Here is a 25,421-nt window from a genome sequence, read left to right on the forward strand (position 1 = left end):
CCCCCTGTCCGCCCCCCATCCGCCCGCCCACGCCATCCGTCCGGCCATGGCCGATATGGCCGGTGGCGTGCGCGGCGAACGCCTGATACAAGATCATCCTGACGGCCTGCATGTTCTGCGCGGCCTGAAGGGCATCGGCGCGACCACCCATGCGCCCGGCCGCCCGCCGCTGGGCGCGGCGCAACTGCGCCGGGTGCTGGCCGAGTTTGACGAACAAGGCGCCACGGTGACGTATCACCTGGCGTACGGTATGTGGAGAAAGACCATGCAGCGGCCTAATGGCGTTTTTGTGACGGGCACCGATACCGGCATCGGCAAAACCCTGGTGTCGGCCATCCTGGCCCGTGCCTGGAATGCCGATTACTGGAAGCCGGTGCAGACGGGCGTGGCCGAAGAGCCCGGCGACACCGACACCGTCGCCCACCTGGCGCGGTTGCCGCCCGAGCGCCTGCACCTGCCTGCCTACGTGCTGCAGGCGCCGCTGTCGCCGTGGGCGGCCGCCACGCTGGAAGACACGGTCGTCGACGCCACCACCATCGTGCCGCCCGCGACGCGGGCGCCGCTGATTGTGGAAGACGCGGGCGGCCTGTATGTGCCGATCGACGACACGCACATGATGATCGACCTGATCGCGCGCCTGGACATGCCGGTGGTGCTGGCGGCGCGCAGCGGACTGGGCACCATCAACCACACCTTGCTGAGCCTGAAGGCGTTGCAGCGGCGCGGCATCCCCGTGCTGGGCGTGGTCATGAGCGGCCCGCCGTCCGCGGGCAACAAGGAAGCCATCGAGCGCTTTGGCGGCGTGCGCGTGCTGGCCGAGATCCCGCCGCTGCCGCGCGTGGACGCCGCGGCCGTCGATGCATTGGCCCAGGGCATCGCGCCGCTGGCCGAATGCCTGGCGGCGCTGTATGACGCCGAAACCGAAGCGGACTAGCCCAGACGCCAGTCCGGCGCGCCCGGCATCACTGCCGGGCCATGTCGATGAACGCCCGCAGCGCCGATGAGACGCGGCGCTGCCGGGGGTAATACAGCATGAAGCCCGGAACCACGGGACACCAATCCTCCAGCAACGGCACCAGCCTGCCCGATGCAAGCAGGTCCGCCACGTAGCTTTCGGGAACGTAGCCGATACCGATGCCATCGCAGGTCGCGCGCACTTCGGCATGCACGTCGCTCAGCGCAATGCGGCCCGGCACGTCGATTTCCACCTTTTCGCCGTCCTTCTCGAACTCCCATTTGAAATAGCGGCCGCTGGGAAACCGGTAGCGCACGCAGTCGTGCCGCAGCAGGTCGGCCGGCTTCCGGGGCGCCTCGCGCCCCTGCAGATAGGCGGGCGATACCACCACCACCGCGCGCAGCGGCGGGCCGATGGGAACCGCCACCATGTCCTCGGGCACGGCTTCAAGCAAACGCACGCCCGCGTCGAAGCCGGATTTCACGATGTCCACAAAACTGTCGTCTTCCCCTATTTCCAGGCGGATGTCCGGATAAGCAGCTAGAAAACGGGCCGCCATGGGCATCAGCAACAGGTACGAAGCCGCGCGCGACGTGTTGATGCGCAGCGTGCCGGCAGCGGATCCGCGAAAGTGGTTCATTTCGTCCAGCGCGTCGCCCAGGCCGTGCAGCACCGGCTGCAAGCGCTCTGCCAGGCGGTGGCCGGCTTCGGTCAGGGCCACGCTGCGCGTGGTGCGGTTGAACAGGTTCACCCCGAGCCGCTCTTCCAGGTTGCGGATGGCGTAGCTGACCGCCGAGGTGGACAGACTGAGCTCTTCGCCCGCCTTGCGGAAGCTGCCCAGACGGGCAACCGCCGAGAACGCGGCAAGATGGGATAGGTTGTCGAGCGGCATGATTATGCAAATTTATTCAATAAATCATGCCGAAATTCTAGCTTGAACCTAGTTGTCGGCGGGCTTATTGTGAACGCCTGCTCAACAAACATCCCAAGAGGCCGTCATGATCCAAGCCCAAGGCTACGCCGCGCACAGCGCCGACACTCCCCTGGTTCCCTTCAGCTTCACCCGCCGTGAACCGGGCGACGATGACGTGCTGATCGACATCCTGTACAGCGGCATTTGCCACTCCGACCTGCACCAGGCGCGCGGCGACTGGGGCAATTCCATGTACCCGATGGTGCCCGGCCACGAAATCATTGGCCGCGTCGCACAAGTGGGCAAGAACGTGACGCGATTCAAGGTCGGCGACTACGCCGGCGTGGGCTGCATGGTGGACTCGTGCCGCCATTGCAAGGCGTGCCGTCTGAACCTCGAACAGTATTGCGAAGAGAACGCCACGCTCACCTACAACGACAAGGAGCGCGGCAGCGATCAGCTGACGTTCGGCGGCTACTCCGATCGCATCGTGGTGACCGAGCACTTCGTCGTGAAGGTGTCCGACAAGCTCGACCTCAAGGCCGTCGCGCCGCTGCTGTGCGCCGGCATCACCACCTATTCTCCGCTGCGCCACTGGAAGGTGGGGCCGGGCAAGAAGGTCGGCGTCATCGGGCTGGGTGGCCTGGGCCACATGGGCGTGAAGTTTGCGCATGCAATGGGCGCGCATGTGGTGATGATCACGACTTCGGCCGACAAGGCCCGCGATGCCAAGCGCCTGGGCGCGGACGAGGTGCTGGTCTCGCGCGATGCCGACGCCATGGCGGCGCACGCCGGCACGTTCGACTTCCTGCTGAACACGGTTCCCGTCAGCCACGACGTCAATCCCTACATGGCCCTGCTGGCGCTGGACGGCACCATGGCGCTGGTGGGCGCGCTGACGCCGCTGGATCCGATCCCCGGCGCCAACCTCATCATGGGCCGCAAGTCGCTGGCCGGCTCGGCGATCGGCGGCATGCAGGAGACGCAGGAAATGATGGATTTCTGCGCCGAGCACAACATCGTCAGCGACGTGGAGATCGTGCCGATCCAGGCCGTGAACGAGGCCTACGAGCGGCTGGTGAAGAACGATGTGAAGTATCGCTTCGTGATCGACATGGAGTCGCTGAAGGAAACGCGCGCTGCCGCGTAAGCCTGCTTCCCCGAGGGCCTTCTAGGCGCTGCGGCGGGACCGGTAGTCGACCACATAGGATTCGACCCCTGCGCCCGCCAGTTGACTGATGACTTGGCCGAAGTGGATGCGGCCTTGGGCGGATGCCTCCGCGGTTTCACGAATGATGGTTTGCGTGGACGCGTTCATGGATGGCTCCTGACGGTGAAAAGGAGAAGACCGTTCCGGCGCCTCGGCCTTCGCACCGTCCAGCGTACTGCGGGAATCGCGCCATCGCGAAACAAAAAAAGAGGGTGCCCGCAGGCACCCTTGAATCCACCCTACAACAGCACCTGCGACTACACACCTGCATGCGGCGCCCGGCGTCCCGCGGGACTGGCCGGGCGCTGCCGGCTTACGCAGCCTTCTGCGCCTTGCCGTGTTCGAACTGCGCCTCTTCGGTCGAGCCGGTCAGCGCGGTCGTGGACGACTTGCCGCCCTCGATCGTCTGGGTCACGGCGTCGAAGTAACCGGTGCCCACTTCGCGCTGGTGCTTCACGGCGGTAAAGCCCATTTCGGCGGCGGCAAATTCCTTCTGCTGCAGTTCCACGAAGGCGCTCATCTGGCGGCGGGCGTAGCCGTGGGCCAGCTCGAACATGCCGTAGTTCAGCGCGTGGAAGCCGGCCAGCGTGATGAACTGGAATTTGTAGCCCATGGCGCCCAGCTCTCGCTGGAACTTGGCGATGGTGCCGTCGTCCAGGTTCTTCTTCCAGTTGAACGACGGCGAGCAGTTGTAGGCCAGCAGCTTGCCCGGGAATTGGCGATGGATGGCGTCCGCGAACTTGCGGGCGTATTCCAGGTTGGGCGTGGACGTTTCGCACCAGATCAGGTCGGCGTACGGCGCGTAGGCCAGACCGCGGGAAATGGCTTGGTCGATGCCGGCGCGGGTGCGGAAGAAACCTTCCACCGTGCGCTCGCCGGTGATGAACGGACGATCGTTTTCATCGACGTCGCTGGTGACCAGGTCGGCGGCGTCGGCATCGGTACGGGCCAGCAGCAACGTCGGCGTGCCCATCGTGTCGGCGGCCAGGCGGGCCGACACCAGCTTGGACACGGCCTCGCGGGTGGGCACCAGCACCTTGCCGCCCATGTGGCCGCACTTCTTCACGGAAGCGAGCTGGTCTTCGAAGTGGACGCCCGACGCGCCCGCCTCGATCATGGCCTTCATCAGTTCATAGGCGTTGAGCACGCCGCCGAAACCGGCTTCGGCGTCCGCCACGATGGGCGCGAAGAAGTCGATGTAGCCTTCATCGCCGGGGTTCTTGCCTTCCATCCACTGGATCTGGTCGCAGCGCGTCAACGAATTGTTGATGCGGCGAACCACCTGCGGCACGGAGTTGGCGGGATAGAGCGACTGGTCGGGATACATTTCGCCGGCCAGGTTGGCGTCGCCGGCGACCTGCCAGCCCGACAGATAGATAGCCTTCAGGCCGGCCTTGACCTGCTGCATGGCCTGGTTGCCGGTCAGGGCACCCAGCGAATTGACGAACGGCTCGCTGTGCAGGAGTTCCCAGAGGCGCGTGGCGCCGCGGCGGGCAAGCGTGTGTTCGACGCTGATCGAGCCGCGCAGGCGGATGACGTCTTCGGCGCTGTAGTCGCGCTTGATGCCCTGCCACCGGCTGTTTTCGGCCCAATCTTTCTGCAGGTTGCGGATTTCGGTTTCGCGATTGCTCATGGTGATGCTCCTGGTCAGTAGTGAGAGAACTTCAAAGGATTCGCGTCGTGCATTGCGTGAATCGTTGGAGAAAGTCTATGCCTGTGCTGCGGAGCAATGTGAAGGCAGGTCTTATACAAGACGAAAAATGTTAGCCATTTAAATCAATGAGTTATGAAGACGATTTTGTATAATGAAATGCGATTGTCGTTTATGAAATGCCGCCCCGCTGCTGCGCAACACGGGCTTTCACATGCCGAGAGTTACATTTCACGTTGTGGAAAATCGTGCCCCTCTCAACGCCTACAATGCCGTCATCCCGTTTTTGAATTCCTGCTATGACCCTGTCTCACGGCCCTCTCGGGCAGAGCGTGGCCTACGCCTCGCAATACGATCCCTCGCTGCTGTTCCCCATTGCGCGCTCGCACAACCGCGCGGCGCTCAATCTGAATGACGGCAACCTGCCCTTTACCGGGGTGGACCTGTGGAACGCCTACGAGCTGTCGTGGCTGGACGCCAAGGGCAAGCCGCGGGTGGCGATGGCGACGTTCTCGGTGCCGGCCGACAGCCCCAACATCATCGAATCCAAGTCGTTCAAGCTGTACCTGAACTCGTTCAACCAGACCCGACTGGTCAATTCAGCGGCCCTGCGCGGCCGGCTGGAACGCGACCTGAGCGCCGCCGCGGGCGCGCCGGTGGGCCTGGACTTCTTCTTGCCGCAGCGCTTTTCCGAGCTGCAGATGGGCGAGCTGGACGGCATCTACATCGACAAGCTGGATATCGAGATCGACACCTATGAGCCCGCCCCCGAGCTGCTGCGCACCCGGCCGGGCGACGTGGTCGAGGAAACGCTGGCGTCGCGCCTCTTGAAGTCGAACTGCCCCGTGACCGGCCAACCCGATTGGGCCACGGTGCAGATCCGCTACCGCGGCAAGCCGATCGATCGCGAGTCGCTGCTGCGCTATGTGGTGTCGTTCCGCCAGCACGCCGAATTCCACGAGCACTGTGTCGAGCGCATCTTCAGCGACATCATGCAGGCGTGCGGCCCGGAGCACTTGACGGTGTATGCGCGCTACACGCGCCGCGGCGGACTGGACATCAATCCCTGGCGCAGCAACTTCGAGGCGGCGCCGCCGGCCGATAGACGAACCGTCCGCCAGTAGCCCGCCTGCCACGAGAAACGGCCGCCCGAGGGCGGCCGTTCTACGTTTACTGTCCAGCGATACCGGTCTATGTTCACTTCACGAACGGCTCAGGCCGCGGCGTGTCGTCTTCGGACGGCGGCAGCACCGGGTACTGGATGACTGGCTGGTCGCCCGTGAGTGTCTTCAGGAATGCCACGATCTGGCCGTTTTCATCGGGCGTGAACGTGCGGCCCAGTTGCAGGCGGCCCATCACGTCGACGGCCTGCGTCAGCGTGGCCGCTTCGCCGTCATGGAAGTACGGGTAGGTCAGCGCGACGTTGCGCAGCGTCGGCACCTTGAAGTTGAAGCGGTCCGCGTCCTTGCCCGTGACCGCGGCGCGGCCTTCGGCCTTGTTCTCGGTGATATAGGGGGTGACCAGCCCCATCTTCTGGAACGAGTTGCCGCCCACCGCCACGCCGTTGTGGCAAGCGACGCAGCCGCTGTTCTTGAAAAGCTCGTACCCGGCCAGTTCCCGGACGGTCAGCGCTTTCTTGTCGCCCTTGAGCCACTGGTCGAAACGCGAATTCGGCGTGACCAGGGTTTCTTCAAACGCGGCCAGCGCGCTGGTCACCTCGCCGATGGTGATCGTGTCCTTGCCGAAGACCTGCTTGAATTCGGCGCGGTAGCCCGGAATGGAATTGAGCACCTGCACCGCCAGCTCGTGGGTGGACGCCATTTCCATGGGGTTCTCGATCGGGCCGCCCGCCTGTTCGCGCAGGTCCTTGGCGCGGCCATCCCAGAACTGGGCGATGTTCAGGCTGGAATTGAGCACGGTCGGCGAATTGATGCCGCCCTGCTGCCATTTGTGGCCGATGGAGGCCTTCAGGTTGTCGGACCCGCCCATCGCGAGGTTGTGGCAGGAATTACAGGAGATCGCGCCGGAGCGGGACAGACGCGGATCGAAGAAGAGCTTCTTGCCCAGTTCGACCTTGGCGGGTTCCTTGATGACGGCGGGCGCGATCGGCTGGATGGGTTCCTGCGACGCGCTCCACGCCTGATTTGCCCACAGTCCCAGTACGAGTCCCACGGCCAGCAGCGTATTTGTCTTTCTCATTTGCTTCTCCTGTGAATAACCAGATCAACCACATGGTTATTACATCGGGGAAGCCATGCTCTGGCCTTGCGAGGCATCAAGCGGCGCCGGCCGGGGCGCACGCGGCGATGCCGTGCTTGATGGCGCGCAAGGCAGCGCTGGCGCCGTGCGGGGCGATCAAAGGGGTTGGGGCGCCCTGCGGTTACGGCGCCCGCGGTCTCACCGCATTACGGCCGCGCTGCTGCCGCCGCCGCGGGCGGTTCGGCGCGGCGCGCCTGCACCGCGATCCACTGCGCCAGGAAAGCGGCCACGGCGAACGCCACGCCCGCACCCACCCACGGGCCTTGCCGCAGGCCGGCATCCAGGAGCAGACCGAAAGCGAGCGGCCCCAGCGCCGAGCCCACGTCCATGCCCGAATACACCAGGCCGTAGACCGAGCCGGTCGAGCCCTTGGGCGTCACGCGGCGGATCAGCATGTCGCGCGACGGTGCGGCCACGCCCGAGCAGAAACCGGCCAGGCCCACGACGGGCGCGGCCAGCACGGCGGGCACTAGCCCCAGCGCCAGCACGACCAGCGTCAGGCCAGCCAGGATCAGCGCCACCATGACGGTGCGCTCGGTGCGCGGGTTGGCCGACACCAGGAAGCCGCCGGCCGCCATGCCCACCGCCGAGGCGACCATGTATCCGGACAGCGCGGAACTGGCCGTGACCTTGGACAGGTCGTAAAGCTGGCCCAGCAAGGGAATGGTGTAGTTCTGCACCGACGAAAGCGCGATGGAAGTGCAGGCAAAGAAGAGGAAAGCGCCCCACAGCGCGGGCTTGGACAAGAGCGCGGACAGCGTGGCCAGAACGCCCTCTTGCGGTTTGGCGGCGGGCTTGGGCGCGTTGGCGGCATCCTTGGCGTCGCCGCCGGCCTCGACGGGCGACGGGCCACCCAGCAGGTCGCGTCCCAGCACCGTCAGCAGCAGCACCAGCGCCACGAGGCCGGCGGCGCTATAGGCTGCCACGCGCCAGTTGGCCAACAGCGTGATGGTGGTGATGAACACGGGCGTGAGCGCCCACCCCAGGTTGCCAGTCAGGCCGTGCGTCGAGAACGCATGGCCGAGCCGCGGCGCGGTGACGCGGTGGTTGATGAGGGAGTAATCGGCCGGATGAAACACTGAATTGCCGATGCCGCCGATGACGGCGGCGGCCATCAGCATGACGTAGCCGGTGGCCGATCCGATCAGCACGCCCGACAGCACGAAGCAGCCCAGCCCGAACCAGAGCACGGGGCGCGCGCCGATGCGGTCCACCACGAAACCCGAGGATGCCTGGCCGATGCCGGAAACCACATAGAACGTCGAGACCAGCAGGCCCAGCCGCGCGAAGTCCAGCCCGAACTGAAGGCCCAGTGCGCCGTACAGCGACGGCAGCACAAGCTGGAAGAAGTGGGACGACGCGTGCGCCACGCCGATGAGCAGGATGATTTTCCAGTCGCGCCGGCGTACGTCGGCGTCCGAGAGCAAGGGGGTGGCGGCGGTAGCGGTGTTCATGGCACAAGGCCGCGAAGGCGGCAGGATGCGTTCCGCCCGAGGCGGTTCGCGGGTTGTCTCCGGCAGCGCGCGGGTACTTGCCCGGGCGTGATTTTTTTTGCGACTGCAGGGTCTGCAACTGCGCCGGGCCGGCTTATTCAGCCGGCCCGGAAAATCGATACTACATGGCTTTTTCGCGGATCGCGGGCCAGGCGCGCTGCAGGTAGTACAGCATCGACCACACTGTCAGCACCGCGGCCACGATGATCAGCACGTCACCCAGCAGCTTGGTGCTGACGCCGTAGATTGTCTGGTTATACAGCAGGCACGGAATGGCGATCATCTGCGCCGCCGTCTTGAACTTGCCCAGCCGGTGCACGGCCACGCTGGCGCTGGCGCCAATCTTGGCCATCCATTCGCGCAGCGCGGAAATCGTGATTTCACGGCCGATGATGATGAGCGAGATGAAGGCGTCGACCCGGCTCAGGTCAAGCAGCACGATGAGGGCGGCGCAGACCATGAGCTTGTCGGCCACCGGGTCCAGAAATGCGCCAAATGCCGATGTCTGGTTCCAACGCCGGGCGAGCCAGCCGTCGAACCAGTCGGTCAGCGCGGCGATGATGAAGGCCCATGCCGCCAGCGTATCGCGCGTGGGAACAGACATCCAGCTTTCGGGCAGATAGAACAGCCCGACCACCAGCGGAATCATGGCGATACGCAGCCACGTCAGAATAATGGGAACGTTAATTGGCATAGTGTCCGTATCCTAACAGCTAGAGCCCCCCCCCGAAGCGCCTTTGGCGCTTCCCCCTCAAGGGGGCGCCTCTGCGGACCGGCGGAGCCGGATCCGCGCGGCCCGGATTGCTCGTCGGGTGGAGTGGTTGAAATTTGGGGTTTGGCATATCGGTGGTCGGCGGCGAGGGTGACACACGTTCGTGACATCTGGGCGATTCCAGGGTGTCAGCGCAGCGCCTCGTAGATGCGGATTGCCAAGTCTTGCGAGATGCCGTCTACCGAGGCCAGGTCCTCGATGCTGGCGCGGGCAACGCCGGAGAAGCCGCCGAAGCGGGCCAGGAGGCGCTGGCGGCGGCGGGCGCCCACGCCTTCTATTTCTTCCAGGCGCGAGACGTTGCGTGTCTTGGCGCGGCGGGCGCGCATGCCGGTGATGGCGAAGCGGTGGGCCTCGTCGCGCACCTGGGCGATCAGCATCAGCGCGGCGGATTCTCCGCCCAGTGCGACCGGCGGGCGGCCGTCGGCGAAGACCAGGGTTTCCAGGCCGACCTTGCGCCCTTCCCCCTTGGCCACGCCCACCAGCGCCTGGATGTCCAGCCCCAGTTCCGCGAAGACCTTGCGGGCGACTTCGACCTGGCCCTTGCCGCCGTCGATGAGAACAAGTCCGGGCATCTGTGCGTCGCCGTCGGCCACCTTGGCAAAACGCCGGGTCAGCACCTGGCGCATGGCCGCGTAGTCGTCGCCGGGCGTGATGCCGGCGATGTTGTAGCGGCGGTACAGGGAGGGCTGCATGTCGTGGTGCTCGAACACCACACAGGACGCCTGGGTGGCTTCGCCGGCGGTGTGGCTGATGTCGAAACACTCGATGCGCAGCGCGTCGAGCGCGGCTTCGTCGGTGTCCAGGTCCAGCGCTTCGGCCAGCGCCAGCGTGCGGGCCGCCCGGGCGCCGGATTCGGTCAGCGCGCGGGCGAGCGCCATTTCGGCGTTCTTTGCCGCTTGCTCCAGCCACGACCGGCGCGTGCCCTGCGGCCGCGACAGCACCCGCGTCGGCCGGCCGCCCGACTGCTCGACCAGCAGCGCGATCAGTTCGGGATCGGGCAAGGTGTGCGAACACACCAGGATCGGCGGCATCGCGTTCTCGGTGTAATGCTGGGCCACGAAGGCTTCCAGCACCTGCGGCGCGGCCTCGCCTTCGGCGTGCGAAGGAAAGAACGGCTTGTCGCCCAGATGGCGGCCGCCGCGCACCATCGCCAGATTCACGCAGACCTTGCCGCCGGCAATGGCCACCGCAATGATGTCGGTGTCTTCGCCGCTGACGTTTTCCATGGTCTGCTGGTGCAGCACGCGCGCCAGCGATCCCATCTGGTCGCGCAGCGCCGCGGCTTCTTCGAAGCGCAACTCCATGGAAGCCTGCTGCATGCGGGCCTCGATCTCGCCCATGACGTCCTTGGCCTCGCCGTTCAGAAAGCGGACGGCGCGATGCACGTCGCGGTCGTATTCGGCCGCTTCGATGGCGCCCACGCAAGGCGCCGAGCAGCGCCCGATCTGATGCAGCAGACAGGGGCGCGAGCGGTTGGCGAACACGCTGTCTTCGCACGTGCGCAGGCGAAAGACCTTTTGCAGGATCTGGATGGTTTCGCGCACGGCCCAGGCATTGGGAAACGGGCCGAAGAACTGGCCGCGCTTGTTGGTGGCGCCGCGGTAGTACGCGATGCGGGGCCAGTCATGCCCCGTGATGTGCAGGTACGGATAGGACTTGTCGTCGCGAAACAGGATGTTGTAGCGCGGCTTCAGGCTCTTGATGAGGTTGTTTTCCAGGATCAGCGCTTCGGCCTCGGAGCGCGTCACCGTGACCTCCAGCCGCGCCACCTTGGCCACCATCTGCGCGATGCGCGGGCTGGACAGCGTCTTCTGGAAATACGACGAGACGCGCTTCTTCAGGTCGCGCGCCTTGCCGACATACATGACCTCGCCGGCCGCATCCAGGTGCCGGTAGACACCCGGCAGATGCGGCAGGTCAGACAGGAACGATTTGAGATTGAAGTCGTCGGGCATTCTGGTAACGGCTTTCGGCCTGCAAGGTATCCCAATCGGGCGCATCGAAACGCGGCATCAGGCGCCGGATGCGCGCAACGGACTCGGGCGCATGGTCGAACTCAAGGCGCGACAGCAGGTCGTCGGCCAGGTCCGGGCGGTTGCACACCAGCACCATGTCGCAACCGGCGCGCAGCGCGGCGTTGGCCCGGTCCAGGATGTCGCCCGCGACCGCGGCGCCTTCCATGGTCAGGTCATCCGAGAACACCACGCCATCGTAGCCCAGGCGCTTGCGCAGGATGTCCTGCACCCAGCGCTTGGAAAATCCGGCCGGGTGCTTGTCCACCTTGGGATAGATCACGTGCGCGGGCATGACGGACGGCAGGACCGCATCGCCCAGCCACGCGTAGGGCGCGGCGTCGTCCTTCATGATCTCGTCCAGCGTGCGCGGATCGACGGGGATCTCGTGGTGCGAGTCGGCCTCGACGTAACCGTGGCCGGGGAAATGCTTGCCGCAGGCCGACATGCCAGCCAACGCCAGGCCTTGCACCAGCGCGCGCGACAGCATGGTCACGACGCGGGGATCGGCGTGGAAGGCGCGGTTGCCGATGACCTTGCTGACGCCGTAATCCAGGTCCAGCACCGGCGTGAAGCTCATGTCCACGCCGCAGGCGCGCAGTTCGGCCGCCAGGACGTACCCGGCCTCGGTGGCCAGGCGCATCGCCTGCAGCGGATCCTGATCCCACAACTGGCCCAGCGCGCGCATCGGAGGCAACGGCGTGAAACCGTCTTCGCGGAACCGCTGCACACGGCCGCCTTCGTGGTCCACCAGGATCAGCAGCGGCTCCTTGCGCGCCCTGTGGATCTGACGCGTCAGCGCGGTGAGCTGGGCGCGGTTCTCGAAGTTGCGGGCAAAGAGGATGACGCCGCCCACCAGCGGGTGGCGCAGGCGCTTCTTTTCCGCCTTCGTAAGCGTGTATCCCGCCACATCGACCATCACGGGGCCGGGGGGCAGGACCGCCTTGGATTTCTTTTTGGCCATGGAGGTGTCCTTGTAGATGTGCGGCAAGCCGGCGGGAAACATTCCGGGCTCAGGGCTTGCGCTCGACCACCACGTACGCGGCGGCCATGTCGGATTCATCGGTAATGGAAACGTGGGCCGCGCCGAACCGTTCGGCATACCAGGCCTGCAATTCGGGCGCGATCACCAGCACCGGGCGGCCGCCCGGCGCATTCAGCGTCTGCACGCGCCGCCACGTCATCGGCATGCGCATGCCCAGGCCGATCGCCTTGGAAAAGGCTTCCTTGGCCGCAAAGCGCGTGGCAAGGAATCGCAGCCCGCGGACCGGGTCGCGCGCGCGGCGGGCATGGAATTTGACGAGTTCTTCGGGTCCCAGGATCTTTTCGGCGAACCGGTCGCCGTGGCGCGCCAGCGCGCGCTCGATCCGGTCGATGCGCAGGAGGTCCATGCCGATGCCGGCAATGGCGCCGGCGGGCGTGGCGGAAGAAGAGTCGGACATCGGCATCGCCTGGCTAGCGGTCAAAACGCGTCATCGGCCCGCGTTCAAAGCCCGCGCAGCGCGTGCAACCGCGCCTGCACCATCAGCGCCTTCATGTCGCGCACGGCTTTTTCCCAGCCGTCGAAGATCGCCTGCGCCACGATGGCGTGGCCGATGTTGAGTTCGGAAATGCCGTCCAGCGCGGCCACCGGCTTGACGTTGCCGTAATGCAGGCCATGTCCGGCGTTCACGCGCAGCCCGTGGCGCAGCCCTTCGGTCACGGCCAGGCGGATGCGCTGCAGTTCGGCGTGGGCGGCCTCGCCCTCGGCCTCGGCATAGGCGCCGGTGTGCAGTTCGATCACGGGCGCGCCGGCCTTGGCGGCGGCGGCGATCTGAACCGGGTCCGGATCGATGAAGAGCGAAACGCGAATGCCGGCTTCGGTCAGAAGCGCCACCGCGTCGGACACCGGGCCCATCGCGCCGGCCACTTCCAGCCCGCCTTCCGTCGTGAGCTCGGTGCGCTTTTCGGGCACCAGGCACACGTCGCTGGGCTTGACCGCGCAGGCGATCTCAAGCATTTCCGGCGTGACCGCGCATTCCAGGTTCATGCGGGTGCGCAACTGCGGGCGGATCGCGTAGACATCGGCATCCTGGATGTGCCGCCGGTCTTCGCGCAGATGCAGCGTGATCAGGTCGGCGCCGGCGTCCTCGGCGCGCAGCGCCGCGGCGATCGGGTCGGGGTACGCCGTGTGGCGCTGCTGCCGCAACGTGGCGACGTGATCGATATTTACACCAAGTTCTATCATTGCACTTTCGTTGTTTCTTCCCAGCCGCCGCCCAGCGCCTTGTACAGCTCCACGCGGTTGATCAGCGCGGCCAGGCCGGTTTGCACCAATGCGAGCTGGGCGTTGAAAAAGTCCACCTGCGCGGTCTGCACCTGCAGGTAGCTGTCGATACCGTTGGTATAACGCAAATTCGACAACTCCAGCGTCCGCGCCGACGAATCCTGCAGCGCGCGCTGGGCATCGAGCTGCGCCCCGTAGGTGGCCTCGCCCGCCAGCGCGTCCGAGACTTCGCGGAACGCCTGCTGGATGGTCTGCTCGTACTGCGCCACGGCGATATTGTCGCGCGCCTTGGCCAGGTTCAGTCCTTCGCGGATACTGCCGCCCGCAAACAGCGGGGTCGTGATCGACGGCGAGAAGCTCCAATACCCCTGCCCGCCCTTGAACAGATCCCCCAACGACGGGCTGGCCACGCCCAAGAGGCCAGTCAGCGAGATGGTCGGGAAGAACGCCGCACGCGCCGCGCCGATGTTGGCGTTGGCGGACAGCAGCTGGTTTTCGGCGGCGGCGATGTCGGGCCGGCGCTCCAGCAGATCGGACGGCAGGCCCGACGGCACCGCGGCCAGCACCTGGTCGCGGCCGAACGTGGCCGGCGGGGGCAGCGTGTCGGGCAGCGGCGTGCCCACCACCAGGACCAGCGCGTTCATGGCCTGCGCGCGGGCGCGGGCCAGTTGCGCCAGGTCGGCAGAGGCCGTGTCCAGCAGCGACTTGGACTGGTTCAGGTCCAGTTCGGAGGCCACGCCGCCGTCGAAGCGGCGCTTGACCAGGTCATACGATTCCTGGCGCGAGGCCAGCGTGCGCTGCGTCAGGTCCAACTGGACTTCAGCGGCGCGCAGGTTGAAATACGACTGCGCGACCGAACCCACCAAGGTGATGTGAACGGTCTTTTGCGCCTGCTCGGTCGACAGGTACTGCTGGTACGCGGCTTCGGACAAGTTGCGCAGGCGGCCGAACAGGTCGATTTCGAACGTGGTCAGGCCGATGCCGGCCTGATAGGAACTGCTGATCGAGCTGGAATCCGGACCGCCGGGCCGCATGTTGGCCGGCAGGTGCTGGCGCTGGCCCTGGATGCCGGCGCCGATGCTGGGCCACTGCGCGCCGCGCTGGATGCCGTATTGCGCCCGGGCCTCTTCGACGCGCTGGACCGCGACGCGCAGGTCGCGGTTGTTGACCAGCGCAAGCTCGATGAGGGCCTGCAGGCGCGGATCGCGGAAGAATTCGCGCCAGCCCAGGTCCGCCGCAGGTGTGCCGGCCTGCGGCACGACGTCGGCGGCGGGCTGCGAGCCCAGCGTGGTGGCGCGCGAGTACGCGCCGTATTGCACCTTGGGCTGATCCGGCCACGCCGGGCTGACCGGCGCGTCGGGACGCTTGTAATCGGGCGCCAGCGAGCAGCCGGCCAACGCCACCGCCACAAAGGCGGACAAGGCGGTCTGTCTGAACATCAGGGCTTTCATTCCTTGCCCTCCTGGCCACCAGTGGGTTGTGCGGTCTGCGGCGTTGCCGGGGCAGCGCCCTTTTCGGCCGCCGCCTTCTTTTCGGCCTGCTCCTGCTCGAAGGCGCGCAGTTCGGCGCCGAGCAGACGCGGGCGGGTCTTGAACAGGCCCAGCACCACCACGAAGAATGTCGGAACGAAGATCACGGCGAACGGCGTGGCGGCCAGCATGCCGCCCAGCACGCCCAGGCCCACCGCGCGCTGGCTGGCCGCGCCCGCGCCGGTGGCCAACGCCAGCGGAATCACGCCCAGGATAAACGCCAGCGACGTCATCAGAATGGGCCGGAAGCGCAATCGCGCGGCCTCCACTGCGGCCTCGTACAGGCCCATGCCGCGCGCGTACTGGTCCTTGGCGAATTCCACGATAAGAATGGCGTTCTTGGCCGCCAGCCCGATCACGGTCACCATGCCGACCTGGAAGTACACGTCGTTGGACATGCCCAGCGCACTGACCAGCGCCACCGCGCCCAGCATGCCCAGGGGCACCACCAGCATGACGGAGATGGGGATGGCCCAGCTTTCATACAGCGCGGCCAGCACCAGGAACACGACGAGGAGCGACAGGCCCATCAGGATGGGGGCCTGGTTGCCGGCCTGCAATTCCTGGTACGACAACCCCGTCCACTCGTAGCCGAAGCCTTGCGGCAGCTGAGCGACCAGCCGCTGCATTTCTTCCATGGCCTCGCCGGTGGAGTAGCCCGGCGCCGAGCTGCCGCCGATACGCATCGACTCGTAGCTGTTGTAGCGCACGACCTGCACCGGTCCCTGCACCCATTCGCCCGTGACGAACGTGGACAGCGGCACCATGCCGCCCTGCGCGTTGCGGGCGTTCAGCTTGAGCACGTCGGACAATTGCATGCGGTACGGCGCATCGGCCTGGACCCAGATGTTCTGCATCCGGCCCAGGTTGGGGAACTTGCTCAGGTACGCCGAGCCGACCGCGGTCGAGATGAGCGATGCGGCTTCGTTGAAGTCCACGCCCAGCGCGGCCGCCTTGTCGCGGTCGATGTTCAGGCTGAGCTGCGTGCCCGCCGACAGGCCCGTGATACGGACTTGCGACAGCACGGGGCTCTTCATGGCCTCGCCCATCAGTTGCGCGGTGGCAGCCGCCAGGGCCTCGGTGCCGGCGGCGCCGCGATCCTGCAGGCGCAAGTCGAAACCGGTGGCGTTGCCCAGCGACGAGATGGCCGGCGGAACCAGCGTGAAGACCTGCGCGTCATGGATGCCCATGAGCTGCTTTTCGAACGCCGTGAAGGCGATCGCGCCGGCCGAATCCTGGCGTTCCTTGCGGTCCTTGAAGTCCTTGAGCGTCGTGAAGGCGATGGCCGCGTTCAGACCGTTGCCGTTGAAGCTGTAGCCCTGCACGGCAATGATGTTCTCGACGGCGGGAATGCCCTGGAAGTATTTTTCGACCTGCTCGATGACCTCGACGGTACGGTTGGCGCTGGCGCCGGTGGGCAGCTCGATGTTGCTGACCACGTAGCCCTGGTCTTCCTCGGGCAGGAACGACGACGGCAGGCGCAGGTAGAGCCAGCCCAGCAGCAGGACCAGCACCAGGAACGCCAGCATCATCCGGCCGCCCTTGTGCAGGATGCGCGACACCCAGTTCTGGTAGCCGTGCGTGGTGGCGTCGAACTTGCGGTTGAACCAGCCGAAAAAGCCCTTCTTGTCCTCGTGGTGGCCCTTGGCCACCGGCTTGAGGATCGTGGCGCACAGCGCCGGCGTGAAGGTCAGCGCCAAGAGCGCCGAAAAGAAGATGGACACGGCCATGGCCACCGAGAACTGGCGGTAGATCACGCCCACCGACCCGCTCATGAAGGCCAGCGGCAGGAACACGGTCACCAGCACCAGCGTGATCCCGATGATGGCGCCGCTGATCTGCGGCATGGCTTTTTTGGTGGCCTCTTTGGGCGGCAGGCCCTCGGTCGCCATGATCCGCTCGACGTTTTCGACGACCACGATGGCGTCGTCCACGAGAATCCCGATGGCAAGCACCATCGCGAACATGGTCAGCACGTTGATCGAGAAGCCCAGCGCCAGCATCACGGCGAACGCCCCCAGCATGGCCACCGGGACCACGAGCGCCGGGATCAGCGTGTAGCGCACGTTCTGCAGGAACAGGTACATGACCAGGAACACCAGCACCATGGCTTCGGCCAGGGTATGGAGCACCTGCTCGATGGAGACCTTGACGTAGGGCGCGGTGTCGTACGGCACCGAATACTGGATGTTGCCCGGGAAGTACTTGGACAGTTCCTGCATCTGGTTGCGCACGCCCTGCGCCGTGGCCAGCGCGTTGGCGTTGGGCGAGAGCACAATGGCGAAGGCCGCCGTGGGCTTGCCGTTCAGGCGCGCGCCGAACTGGTAGTTATCGGCGCCGACCTCGATGCGGGCGACGTCGCGCAGCAGCACCTTGGAGCCGTCGGTGTTGGCACGCAGGACGATACGGCCAAAGCCGTCGACCGTGCTCAACTGGCCGTTGGCCGTGACCGTGGCGGTGATGCGCTGCGATTCCGGGTTGGGCGGCGCGCCGATGCTGCCGCCGGAGATCAGCACGTTCTGGCTGGCGATGGCGTTGTTGACCTCGGCCATGCTGAGATTGAAGCCGACCAGCTTGGCCGGGTCCAGCCAGACGCGCATCGCCCGAGGCGCGGCGAACAACTGGAACTGGCCCACGCCCGGCACCCGCGAAACCGGGTTCTTCACGTTGCGGGTGATGTAGTCGGCCAGCGCCGTCTGGTCCAGCGAGCCATCGGTGGACGACAGCGTCACGATCATCAGAAAGCCGGTACTCGTCTGCTCGTACTGCAGGCCCTGCTGCTGCACCGCGCTGGGCAGCTGGGCGATCACGTTGGACACGCGGTTCTGCACGTCCACCTGCGCCAGGTCAGGATTGGTGCCCGGCGCGAAGGTCGCGGTGATGGTCGAGGTGCCGTAGGAGTCGCTGACGGACTCGTAGTAGATCAGGCCCTTGGCGCCGTTGAGCTGGTCTTCGATGATGCTGGTGACCGACTCGGCCACTTCGGGGGCCGACGCGCCGGGGTAGGTCGCGGTGATCGTAATGGCCGGCGGGGCCACATCGGGGTACTGCGCAACCGGCATGTTCGGGATGGCCAACACCCCTGCCAGCAGAATGAAAAGGGCAACTACCCAGGCGAAGATTGGTCGATCGATAAAAAATTGCGGCATGTGGGCTGACTCTGAAAGCGATGCTCACCAAAGAGGAACGCGGCGCTTGCTGCGCCGCGTGCCGCTTACGATTTCTGGCCGGCGGCCTTGTCCTGCGGGGCCGGCTCGGCCGGCTTGGCGCCGGGCTGCTGGGCGGGTTCGGCCGGTTTGGCGCCGGGCTGCGCGCCAGGTTCGGCGGGCTTGGCGCCGGGCTGCGCGGCGGGCGCGCCGCCCTGCGCGGGCGTGCCGCCCCGGTTCCATTGGCTGACCTGCACCGGCGCACCGGGGCGGATCTTCTGGAAGCCTTCGACCACGACCACGTCGCCTGCCTTCAGGCCGCTGGTGACCAGCCAGTTGTTTTCGTACGCGCCGCCAGTGGTGACCGGCGCCTGCGCGATCTTGTTGTCGCGCACCAGCATCAGGCTCTGCTTGCCGTCGGCCGTGCGCTGCAGCGCCTGCTGGGGAACCAGCAGGGCAACATCGTCAAAGCCCTGCTCCAGGCGGACCCGCACGTACATGCCGGGCAGCAGGATGCCATCGGGATTGGGGACCTCGGCGCGCAGGTTCACCTGGCCGGTGCTGGGATCCACCGTGATGCCGGTGAACAGCAGCTTGCCGGGATGTTCGTATTCGGAGCCGTCTTCGAGCACGACGGTGGCGCGGGCGGCGTCCTTGCCCACTTGCTGCAGACGGCCGCTGGCAAAGGCGCGGCGCAGGGCGGCAAGGTCGGCGGTGGACTGCGTGAAGTCGACGTAGATGGGATCGAGCTGCTGCACCGTGGCCATTTGCGTGGCGGACGTGGATTCGACCAGCGCGCCCTCGGTGACCAGCGGCTTGCCGATACGGCCGGTGATCGGCGAGGTGACGTCCGTGTAGCTCAGGTTGATGGCGGCGTTGTCCTGCGCGGCCTTCGCGGCGGCCACGGTGGCGTCTGCCTGACGGAAGGACGCCACGGCGTTGTCGTATTCCTGCTTGCTGACGGCGTTGGCCTTGACCAGCGGCGCGTAGCGGTCGGCCAGGAGCTTGGCGCTGAACAGGTTGGCCTGCGCCTGCTTCAACTGCGCCGTCGCCTGATCGTAGGCGGCCTTGTAGGGCGCCGGATCGATCTTGAACAGCAGCTGGTTTTCCTTGACGTCGCCGCCCTGCTCGAAGGTGATGCGCTGCACGATGCCGGTGACCCGGGCGCGGATCTGCGCGTCGCGCACGGCATCCACGCGGCCCGGCAATTCCGAGACGATGGGCGCGCGCTGCGGCTGCACCGTGACCACGCTGACCTGGGGCATGCCGGGATTCATTTGGGGCTTTTCCCCGCAACCGGCCAATATCAGCGCGAGGACGCCGCCGGAAACAGCCAGACCCGAAATTCGTTTAGGCGAAAACCGCATTGAAACCCCCGCGTAGCGTAATGAATCGCATCGTGAAATCGCGTCAGGAACCGCAGCAATTCGAACGTGCCGAAGAGCAGCGATCAAATCATGACCAAGCGTCACCAACGACACGTGAATAGCCCAGTAATGTAACTCAGATATTGGGGAAATCACGTACTTTTGGGGGGTGCGGGGGAACTTTCAGGCGCAATCGCGCAACAGTTATTTGCTGCTGGCGAGCTCTCGGAGATTGCCCAGGAACGCATAGCCGACGCCATGCACGGTGTGCAGGGGCAGCCGCGCACCCGCTTGGCGGACCTTGGTGCGCAGCCGGCAGATCGCGACATTCAGCGACCGCATGTTCATGCCGCCACGCAGGTGTTTCACTTCCTCGCGGACCAATTCACGCTGCGGATTCCTGACCAGGCACGCGAAGCAGGCGCGCTCGACTTCGGTGAGGTCCAAGCGCGCGCCGTTGGGCAATTGCAGCGTCCAGCCCCAGTAGAGCAGGCTCCACCACCCGTCCACGGGGTCTTGGGGCAGGCCCGGCGCCCAGCCGGCGGGCGGTTGCGTCCGCGCGGGGCTGCATGGAGGGCTGCATGCGGGGTTGCTAGCGGACGTACGCGCGGGCTTGCGCGTGCCGGGCTTGGCAAGGAAGGGAGCGGGCACAGGAGCATTCAAGGCGGATCTCCACCAGGATGGCCGCCGGCATGCAAGGGGCGGCCCGTCCCGGAACAAGGTTGCGGAATGTCCTTGAAGCCTACCTGCGCGGCGCGGATTTCGGCCCGTCGCCGCGCATCTATCAGACCAATCCGACCTGCACACCCCGCCAACCACGGTAAGCCGCCGCCGTGCTACGAATGATGGGTCCCGTTGCGATGGATATCGTGCGTGACAAAGCAGCTGTCCTGCGTGGGCCGGGCCAGGATGCCGGGTTTTTCCAGCGTATGGCGGATGTCCGCCAGGCCCGACTCCCAGTGCTCACGCATGGCTTCGGTGCCGAACTCGTAATCCTTGGAGTAGCGCTCGCGGTGCTTGGCTTCGTAGATGAGGTTGACGATGTTGGTGGCCGGCGTGTGCGAAAGCTTGCGGATGTCCGCCAGGTCGGGCGCGCTGCGCTCGCTTTCCGGCAGGCGTTCCAAGAGGCGCTGCAAGCCGTGCCGCAGTTTCAGGACGCGCCGCAGCTGGTCGGTGACCAACCGGGTGCGGCTGGAATACTGGATGTCCTTTTGCCGCTCGGCCACCTCTTCCAGCGACGTCGGCAGCGGGCCGCGCGCGGGCCACAGGTCGACCTGGAACGCCAGCGTGTCGCGCAGGTTGTCCGTGGTCAGCACCTGCGCAAGCGGCGTGTTGGAGACGATGCCGCCGTCCCAGTAATGCTCGCCATCGATCTCCACCGACGGAAAGCCGGGCGGCAAGGCGCCCGACGCCATGATGTGCTCGGGCCGCAGGGTGTCGTGCAGGCTGTCGAAATACGCAAAATTGCCCGAACGCACGTTGACGGCGCCGAAGCTGGCCCGCACCGCGCCGCTGTTGAGCAGGTCGAAGTCCACGAACTGGCGCAGGGTGGCGGCCAGAGGCGTCGTGTCGTAGAAGCTGGTGGAGGCGGCGCCGCGCCCGCGCACCAGGTAAGGCGGCGGAAAGCGCGGCTTGAAAAAGCCCGGCTGGCCGGTCAACAGGGCTTGCAGCGCGGAGACCTGTCCGTTCATGGCGGGCGAGCCAAACCCGAACGGCACCCCTTCGAACATGCCGTCCAAGGTGTCGCCCCACGGCAGCGCGGCAAAGCCCGTAGGCCTGCAGATGCTTTCCCAGAAGCCGCGCAGGCGCTCGACGCGCTCGTCTTCCGGGGACCCGGCGATGATGGCCGCGTTGATCGAACCGATGGAAATGCCGGAAATCCAGTTGGGCCGGATGCCGGCTTCGTGCAGGCCCTGGTACACCCCTGCCTGGTACGAACCCAACGCCCCGCCCCCCTGCAGCACGAGCGCGACGGTGTCGTAGGGCGGCGTGTCGCCGGTGTCTTCGGCCAGGGCCTCGCGGCTTGCAGTCATGCGGCGTCCTCTAGCGCTTGGTCTTGTCCGGCACCTGCGGCGTGCCGACGCTGGCCCGGAACGGATACTTGGCGAAGATCTCCGCCACCACCTTGTCCACGTTCTGCTGCGAACCGGCGCTGCCCGGATCCTGGACTTCGCCGACGGCGACGCCCTCCCAGACCAGTTGCCGCCGCCGCGCATCGACCAGGTCAACGCTGAGCGTGCCCTCGGTGTATTGATAGACGTCGTCGCCCCACCCGTAGCCGGGCCAGCCGCCGTAAAAACCGGTGCGGTAGCCGTAATACGGACCCATGGGCGCGAAGCCGGGCGTGACTTCGGTCTGCTGCTGGAGCTTGGCGCCAAAGTTCAACAACAGGTCGGGATTGGTGGCGCTGTAGGTATACCCGCGCATTTCCATCTGGCCGCGCGCCGCGCTCTTCAGGCGTTCAGTCAGCAGCGTGTTGTAGCCGGCCTTGTCCGTACCCAGCGGAGACATGTAGCCGAAGGTCTGATACTGCGCGAAATTGGCCTGGTGGTCATAGTCGCTCTTGACCGTTGGACCGGAGGCGCAGGCCGCCAGCAATGCCGTCATGGAACCCGCCGTCAGCATTTTCAACGCTTTCATGTCGATCTCTCCGTGAGTTCAAGGCGACAACATAGTGCCGCGAAGCCACCAAAGTTTCAACAGAATCTCATTCGCAACCACCAGACCTCCGCCCGGAATCGTCGCGGCCGCATTGCGCCCCGCGCCCGGTCCGTTACACTTCCCGTCGCTCCCGGCCACTCCTACCGACACGCGCATGCTTGAACTCGACGGCTCCATTTGGTTTCGCTCCGGCGCCCAGACCTGGGGCGGCAAGAACCGCATCGACCTCCTGGCGCAGATCGACGCCACCGGATCGATCACGGCGGCGGCACGCGCCGTGGGCATGAGCTACAAGGGGGCCTGGGACGCCATCGACGCCATGAACAACCTGGCCGGTGAACCGCTGGTGCTGCGCGCGGCGGGCGGCAAGGGCGGCGGCGGCACGCAGCTTACCGATCGGGCGCGCGGCCTGATCGCGACCTTCCGGGCGCTTGAAGTCGAACACCGCAAGTTCATGGACAACCTGACGCGCGCGGGGCTGGATGCCAGCGGCGACATCGACCTGATGAGGCGATTCATGCTCAAGACCAGCGCACGCAATAAATTCCTGGGGACCGTCATCGAGATCCGCGCGGGCGCCGTCAACGACGAAGTGCTCCTGCGTATTGCCGGCGGTCATACCGTTACAGCCACGATCACGCGTGAAAGCACGAAAGAACTGGGCCTGGCTCCCGGCAAGGAAGCCATCGCGCTGGTCAAGGCGTCGTCGGTCATCGTGGGCGCGCCGGGCCCGGGCCTGCGCCTGTCGGCGCGCAACCAGTTGCAGGGGCGCATCACCGACCTGCGGCCGGGCGCCGTCAACAGCGAGATCCTGATCGCGATGGACGGCGGCACGACGCTGGCCGCCATCGTCACGAACGAAAGCGCGGCCGACCTGAAACTGGACGTTGGCGCCGAAGCCGTGGCGATTTTCAAGGCGTCCAGCGTGATCCTCGGCGTGCTCGACTGACGCGCAGCCGCCGGCGTAGGCGGCCGCCACCCCGGCGCACTAGAGCCCGACGTCCTCGTCGTGGCGCCCCACCCTGCCCTCGCGCACTTCAAAGACCTCGTCGGCTAGCGCCTCGACGTCCGCGGGATCGTGCGTGATCAGCAGCATCGGCACATCCAGCTGGCGTTGCAGCGCATCCAGCTCTTGCCGCATCTTGCCGCGCAGCTGCGAGTCCAGCGCGGAAAACGGTTCGTCCAGCAGCAGGATGTCGGGCTGCAGCATCAGGGCCCGCGCCAGGGCGACGCGCTGCTTTTGCCCGCCTGAAATTTCGTGGGGGTAGCTGCCGACGATGGCGCCCAGCTCGAACGCGTCGACCCAGCGCCGGGCCTCACGCGTCACCTCGCGCCGGGGCGGATTGAACCACCCGCGGCGCAGGCCGAAGGCGATGTTCTGCGCCACGGTCAGGTGGGGAAACAGCGCATAGTCCTGGAACAGGTAGGCCACGCGGCGGGTCCGCGCGGGCAGGCAGATGCTTGCCTGGCTGTCGAACAGCACCCGTCCGTTGACCTCGATGCGGCCGGCATCCGGGCGCAGCAGTCCGGCCACCGCGCGCAGGGTCAGGCTTTTCCCCGCGCCGGACGGGCCAAACAGCGCGATGCGCTTGGCGGCCGACTTGAATTGCACGTCGAGTTCGAACTTCCGATCGCCCGACACCATGTGCTTGCGCACGGAAAGGTCGATGCTCATCGCCCGCCTCCGTTGCGCTGGCCGGCGCCAATAGGCACCAGCTTGCCGGCGGCCAGCAGCACGACGATGCAGGTCACGGACGTGACCAGCACCAGCATGTTGGCGGTGGCGTCGTCGCCGGCCTGCACGGCTTCGTAGATGGCGACCGACAACGTCTGCGTGCGGCCCGGCAGGTTGCCCGCGATCATCAGCGTGGCGCCGAACTCGCCCAGCGCCCGCGCAAAGGCCAGCAGCACGCCCGCGGCGATCCCGCGCGCGGCCAGCGGCAAGGTGACGCGAAAGAACACGCCCGCCTCGCCCACGCCCAGCACGCGCGCCGCGTTTTCAAGCTGGCCATCCACGCTTTCGAAGGCGGCGCGGGCCGACTTGAACACCAGCGGAAAAGCCACCACGGACGCCGCGACCACGGCGCCCTGCCAGGTGAAGACGAGTTCGATGCCCCAGCCCGCCAGCGTTTCGCCGATGATGCCGCGCCGGCCCAGCAGCACCAGCAGGTAGTAGCCCAGCACGGTCGGCGGCAGCACCAGCGGCAAGGTCAGGATGGCGTCCAGCAGGTCGCGGCCTGGCCAGCGCCAGCGGGATAGGCAATACGCCGCGGCCGTGCCGGCCACGGTCGCCAATAGCGTCGCCCAGCCTGCCACTTTCAACGAAAGCAGCAGCGGGACCCAGACCGGATCACTCATCGGTATTCACTACGATTGAACGGACACTCAGGGCTTTTGGAATCCATAGCGCGACAGTATCGCCTGCCCGGCCGGCGACAGCACATACTTGACGAAGCTTTCGGCTTCGTTGGCGGCGGCCTCGCGCGTGGTCAGCGCAATCGGATAGGTCACGGGCGTCTGCGACGGCACGCGCACGGCCACGTTGACCTTGCCCGGCATGACGGCCGCGTCGGTGGCGAACACAAAGCCCGCATCGACCTCGCCGCGCGCCACGTAGTCCAGGCTCTGGCGCACGTTCTGCGCCAGCACGCTCTTGGCCTGCACGGCATCCCACAGGCCCTGGGCCTGGAGTGCAGCCTGCGTGTAGCGGCCCACCGGCACCGAGGACGGATTGCCGTAGGCAATGCGCTTGATCTCGGGACGCTCCAGGTCCTTGAGCGTCTTGATGCCGGCCTTGCTGTCGGTCGGGACGATCAGCACGATCTCATTGGCCGCGAAATCGACCCGCGACGCGGGCTTGACGGCCTTTTCCTCGACCGCCTTGTCCATGGCCTTTTGGTCGGCCGACGCAAACACGTCGGCGGGCGCGCCCTTCACGATCTGCTGAAGCAGCACATCGGAGGCGCCGAAATTCAGGATCACCTTGGTGCCGGGGTGTTCCTTTTCAAAGCCTTGCGCGACGTCCTTGAATGCGTTGGTCAGGCTGGCGGCGGCCGACACCACCAGTTCCCCCGCGCTGGCATTGGCGCCCCACGCGGCGGCGAGCGCCAGGGTCAGCGCGATGAGCGGGCGTTTGTGAAGCATGTCCTTCTCCTGTGGAAACCAACGATTCGGCATCGAAATATAT

Annotated in this window: 23 protein-coding genes; 4 read left to right on the top strand and 19 right to left on the bottom strand. The window is 66.3% G+C overall.

All coding sequences use genetic code 11. The features are described 5' to 3' along the window. Positions 1-934: dethiobiotin synthase (gene bioD, locus KVT32_RS24485; RefSeq protein ID WP_254637009.1), on the top strand; the 934-nt coding region annotated here is incomplete at its 5' end. Between the two features lie 28 nt (positions 935-962). Here bioD and KVT32_RS24490 read toward each other — a convergent pair. Next, positions 963-1,847, bottom strand: a complete 885-nt coding sequence (locus KVT32_RS24490) for a LysR family transcriptional regulator (protein WP_217618960.1) — start codon at positions 1,845-1,847, stop codon at positions 963-965. A gap of 106 nt (positions 1,848-1,953) precedes the next feature. Between KVT32_RS24490 and KVT32_RS24495 the strand changes: the two genes are divergently transcribed. After that, positions 1,954-3,018, top strand: coding sequence for an NAD(P)-dependent alcohol dehydrogenase (locus KVT32_RS24495; protein ID WP_217618961.1), 1,065 nt, complete (start codon positions 1,954-1,956; stop codon positions 3,016-3,018). A 21-nt stretch (positions 3,019-3,039) separates the two neighbouring features. On the opposite strand, the gene KVT32_RS24500 is transcribed toward KVT32_RS24495, so the two are convergent. Together KVT32_RS24500 and aceA are read right to left on the bottom strand one after the other, a co-directional pair. Then, the gene (locus KVT32_RS24500; protein WP_152384909.1) at positions 3,040-3,186 is read right to left on the bottom strand and encodes a DUF1398 family protein; all 147 of its coding nucleotides are present in this window, start codon (positions 3,184-3,186) and stop codon (positions 3,040-3,042) included. Positions 3,187-3,391: 205 nt separating this feature from the next. Then, entirely contained in the window at positions 3,392-4,711 is a 1,320-nt protein-coding gene (aceA, locus tag KVT32_RS24505; protein WP_056323915.1) for an isocitrate lyase, read from the bottom strand. Between the two features lie 317 nt (positions 4,712-5,028). Here aceA and queF point away from each other — a divergent pair, with 317 nt between their 5' ends. After that, a complete protein-coding gene (gene queF, locus KVT32_RS24510) occupies positions 5,029-5,853 on the top strand; it encodes an NADPH-dependent 7-cyano-7-deazaguanine reductase QueF (RefSeq protein ID WP_217618962.1) in 825 nt (274 codons plus the stop codon). Between the two features lie 73 nt (positions 5,854-5,926). On the opposite strand, the gene KVT32_RS24515 is transcribed toward queF, so the two are convergent. The 13 genes from KVT32_RS24515 to KVT32_RS24575 all read right to left on the bottom strand — a co-directional run bounded on the left by KVT32_RS24515 (position 5,927) and on the right by KVT32_RS24575 (position 22,213). Further along, positions 5,927-6,928: a cytochrome-c peroxidase gene (locus KVT32_RS24515; RefSeq protein WP_152384911.1), complete on the bottom strand. Its 1,002-nt coding sequence runs from the start codon at positions 6,926-6,928 to the stop codon at positions 5,927-5,929. Between the two features lie 206 nt (positions 6,929-7,134). Then, positions 7,135-8,442 (bottom strand): MFS transporter, encoded by a 1,308-nt coding sequence (locus tag KVT32_RS24520; protein WP_152384912.1) that lies wholly within the window; start codon positions 8,440-8,442, stop codon positions 7,135-7,137. A 160-nt stretch (positions 8,443-8,602) separates the two neighbouring features. Next, a complete protein-coding gene (gene pgsA / locus KVT32_RS24525) occupies positions 8,603-9,175 on the bottom strand; it encodes a CDP-diacylglycerol--glycerol-3-phosphate 3-phosphatidyltransferase (RefSeq protein WP_056323904.1) in 573 nt (190 codons plus the stop codon). A 206-nt stretch (positions 9,176-9,381) separates the two neighbouring features. After that, entirely contained in the window at positions 9,382-11,208 is a 1,827-nt protein-coding gene (gene uvrC, locus KVT32_RS24530) for an excinuclease ABC subunit UvrC (RefSeq protein WP_152384913.1), read from the bottom strand. Next, entirely contained in the window at positions 11,171-12,229 is a 1,059-nt protein-coding gene (gene nagZ / locus KVT32_RS24535; protein ID WP_152384914.1) for a beta-N-acetylhexosaminidase, read from the bottom strand. Before nagZ ends, uvrC begins: the two co-directional genes overlap by 38 nt. A gap of 49 nt (positions 12,230-12,278) precedes the next feature. Continuing rightward, positions 12,279-12,713: a holo-ACP synthase gene (gene acpS / locus KVT32_RS24540; protein ID WP_152385544.1), complete on the bottom strand. Its 435-nt coding sequence runs from the start codon at positions 12,711-12,713 to the stop codon at positions 12,279-12,281. A gap of 38 nt (positions 12,714-12,751) precedes the next feature. Then, positions 12,752-13,492, bottom strand: a complete 741-nt coding sequence (gene pdxJ, locus KVT32_RS24545) for a pyridoxine 5'-phosphate synthase (protein ID WP_062839094.1) — start codon at positions 13,490-13,492, stop codon at positions 12,752-12,754. Further along, positions 13,489-14,982 carry an efflux transporter outer membrane subunit gene (locus tag KVT32_RS24550; protein ID WP_152384916.1) on the bottom strand — a complete coding sequence of 498 codons (1,494 nt, stop codon included), beginning with the start codon at positions 14,980-14,982 and terminating at the stop codon, positions 13,489-13,491. Before KVT32_RS24550 ends, pdxJ begins: the two co-directional genes overlap by 4 nt. Further along, positions 14,979-18,209 carry a multidrug efflux RND transporter permease subunit gene (locus KVT32_RS24555; RefSeq protein ID WP_152384917.1) on the bottom strand — a complete coding sequence of 1,077 codons (3,231 nt, stop codon included), beginning with the start codon at positions 18,207-18,209 and terminating at the stop codon, positions 14,979-14,981. The genes KVT32_RS24550 and KVT32_RS24555 overlap by 4 nt, the downstream gene beginning before the upstream one ends. 65 nt (positions 18,210-18,274) lie before the next feature. Further along, a complete protein-coding gene (locus tag KVT32_RS24560) occupies positions 18,275-19,573 on the bottom strand; it encodes an efflux RND transporter periplasmic adaptor subunit (protein ID WP_152384918.1) in 1,299 nt (432 codons plus the stop codon). 204 nt (positions 19,574-19,777) lie between these two features. Further along, the gene (locus KVT32_RS24565; protein WP_371825613.1) at positions 19,778-20,236 is read right to left on the bottom strand and encodes a winged helix-turn-helix domain-containing protein; all 459 of its coding nucleotides are present in this window, start codon (positions 20,234-20,236) and stop codon (positions 19,778-19,780) included. 173 nt (positions 20,237-20,409) lie between these two features. Further along, on the bottom strand, positions 20,410-21,606 hold the full coding sequence (locus KVT32_RS24570) for a patatin-like phospholipase family protein (RefSeq protein ID WP_175155871.1): 1,197 nt from the start codon (positions 21,604-21,606) through the stop codon (positions 20,410-20,412). 10 nt (positions 21,607-21,616) lie between these two features. Beyond that, on the bottom strand, positions 21,617-22,213 hold the full coding sequence (locus KVT32_RS24575; RefSeq protein ID WP_152384920.1) for a DUF4136 domain-containing protein: 597 nt from the start codon (positions 22,211-22,213) through the stop codon (positions 21,617-21,619). Positions 22,214-22,388: 175 nt separating this feature from the next. On the opposite strand from KVT32_RS24575, the gene KVT32_RS24580 reads away from it, so the two are divergent. Then, positions 22,389-23,183 (top strand): TOBE domain-containing protein, encoded by a 795-nt coding sequence (locus tag KVT32_RS24580; RefSeq protein WP_152384921.1) that lies wholly within the window; start codon positions 22,389-22,391, stop codon positions 23,181-23,183. 39 nt (positions 23,184-23,222) lie between these two features. Here KVT32_RS24580 and KVT32_RS24585 read toward each other — a convergent pair whose 3' ends face one another. The 3 genes from KVT32_RS24585 to modA are packed head-to-tail and all read right to left on the bottom strand — an operon-like array spanning position 23,223 to position 25,378. Continuing rightward, the gene (locus tag KVT32_RS24585) at positions 23,223-23,909 is read right to left on the bottom strand and encodes a sulfate/molybdate ABC transporter ATP-binding protein (protein ID WP_063956366.1); all 687 of its coding nucleotides are present in this window, start codon (positions 23,907-23,909) and stop codon (positions 23,223-23,225) included. After that, positions 23,906-24,592: a molybdate ABC transporter permease subunit gene (gene modB, locus KVT32_RS24590; RefSeq protein WP_056323878.1), complete on the bottom strand. Its 687-nt coding sequence runs from the start codon at positions 24,590-24,592 to the stop codon at positions 23,906-23,908. Before modB ends, KVT32_RS24585 begins: the two co-directional genes overlap by 4 nt. A 27-nt stretch (positions 24,593-24,619) precedes the next feature. Next, positions 24,620-25,378, bottom strand: coding sequence for a molybdate ABC transporter substrate-binding protein (modA, locus tag KVT32_RS24595; protein WP_152384922.1), 759 nt, complete (start codon positions 25,376-25,378; stop codon positions 24,620-24,622). Positions 25,379-25,421: the final 43 nt, after the last annotated feature.

Source organism: Achromobacter sp. GbtcB20, assembly GCF_019091095.1.
Taxonomy (GTDB): Bacteria; Pseudomonadota; Gammaproteobacteria; order Burkholderiales; family Burkholderiaceae_B; genus Achromobacter; species Achromobacter mucicolens.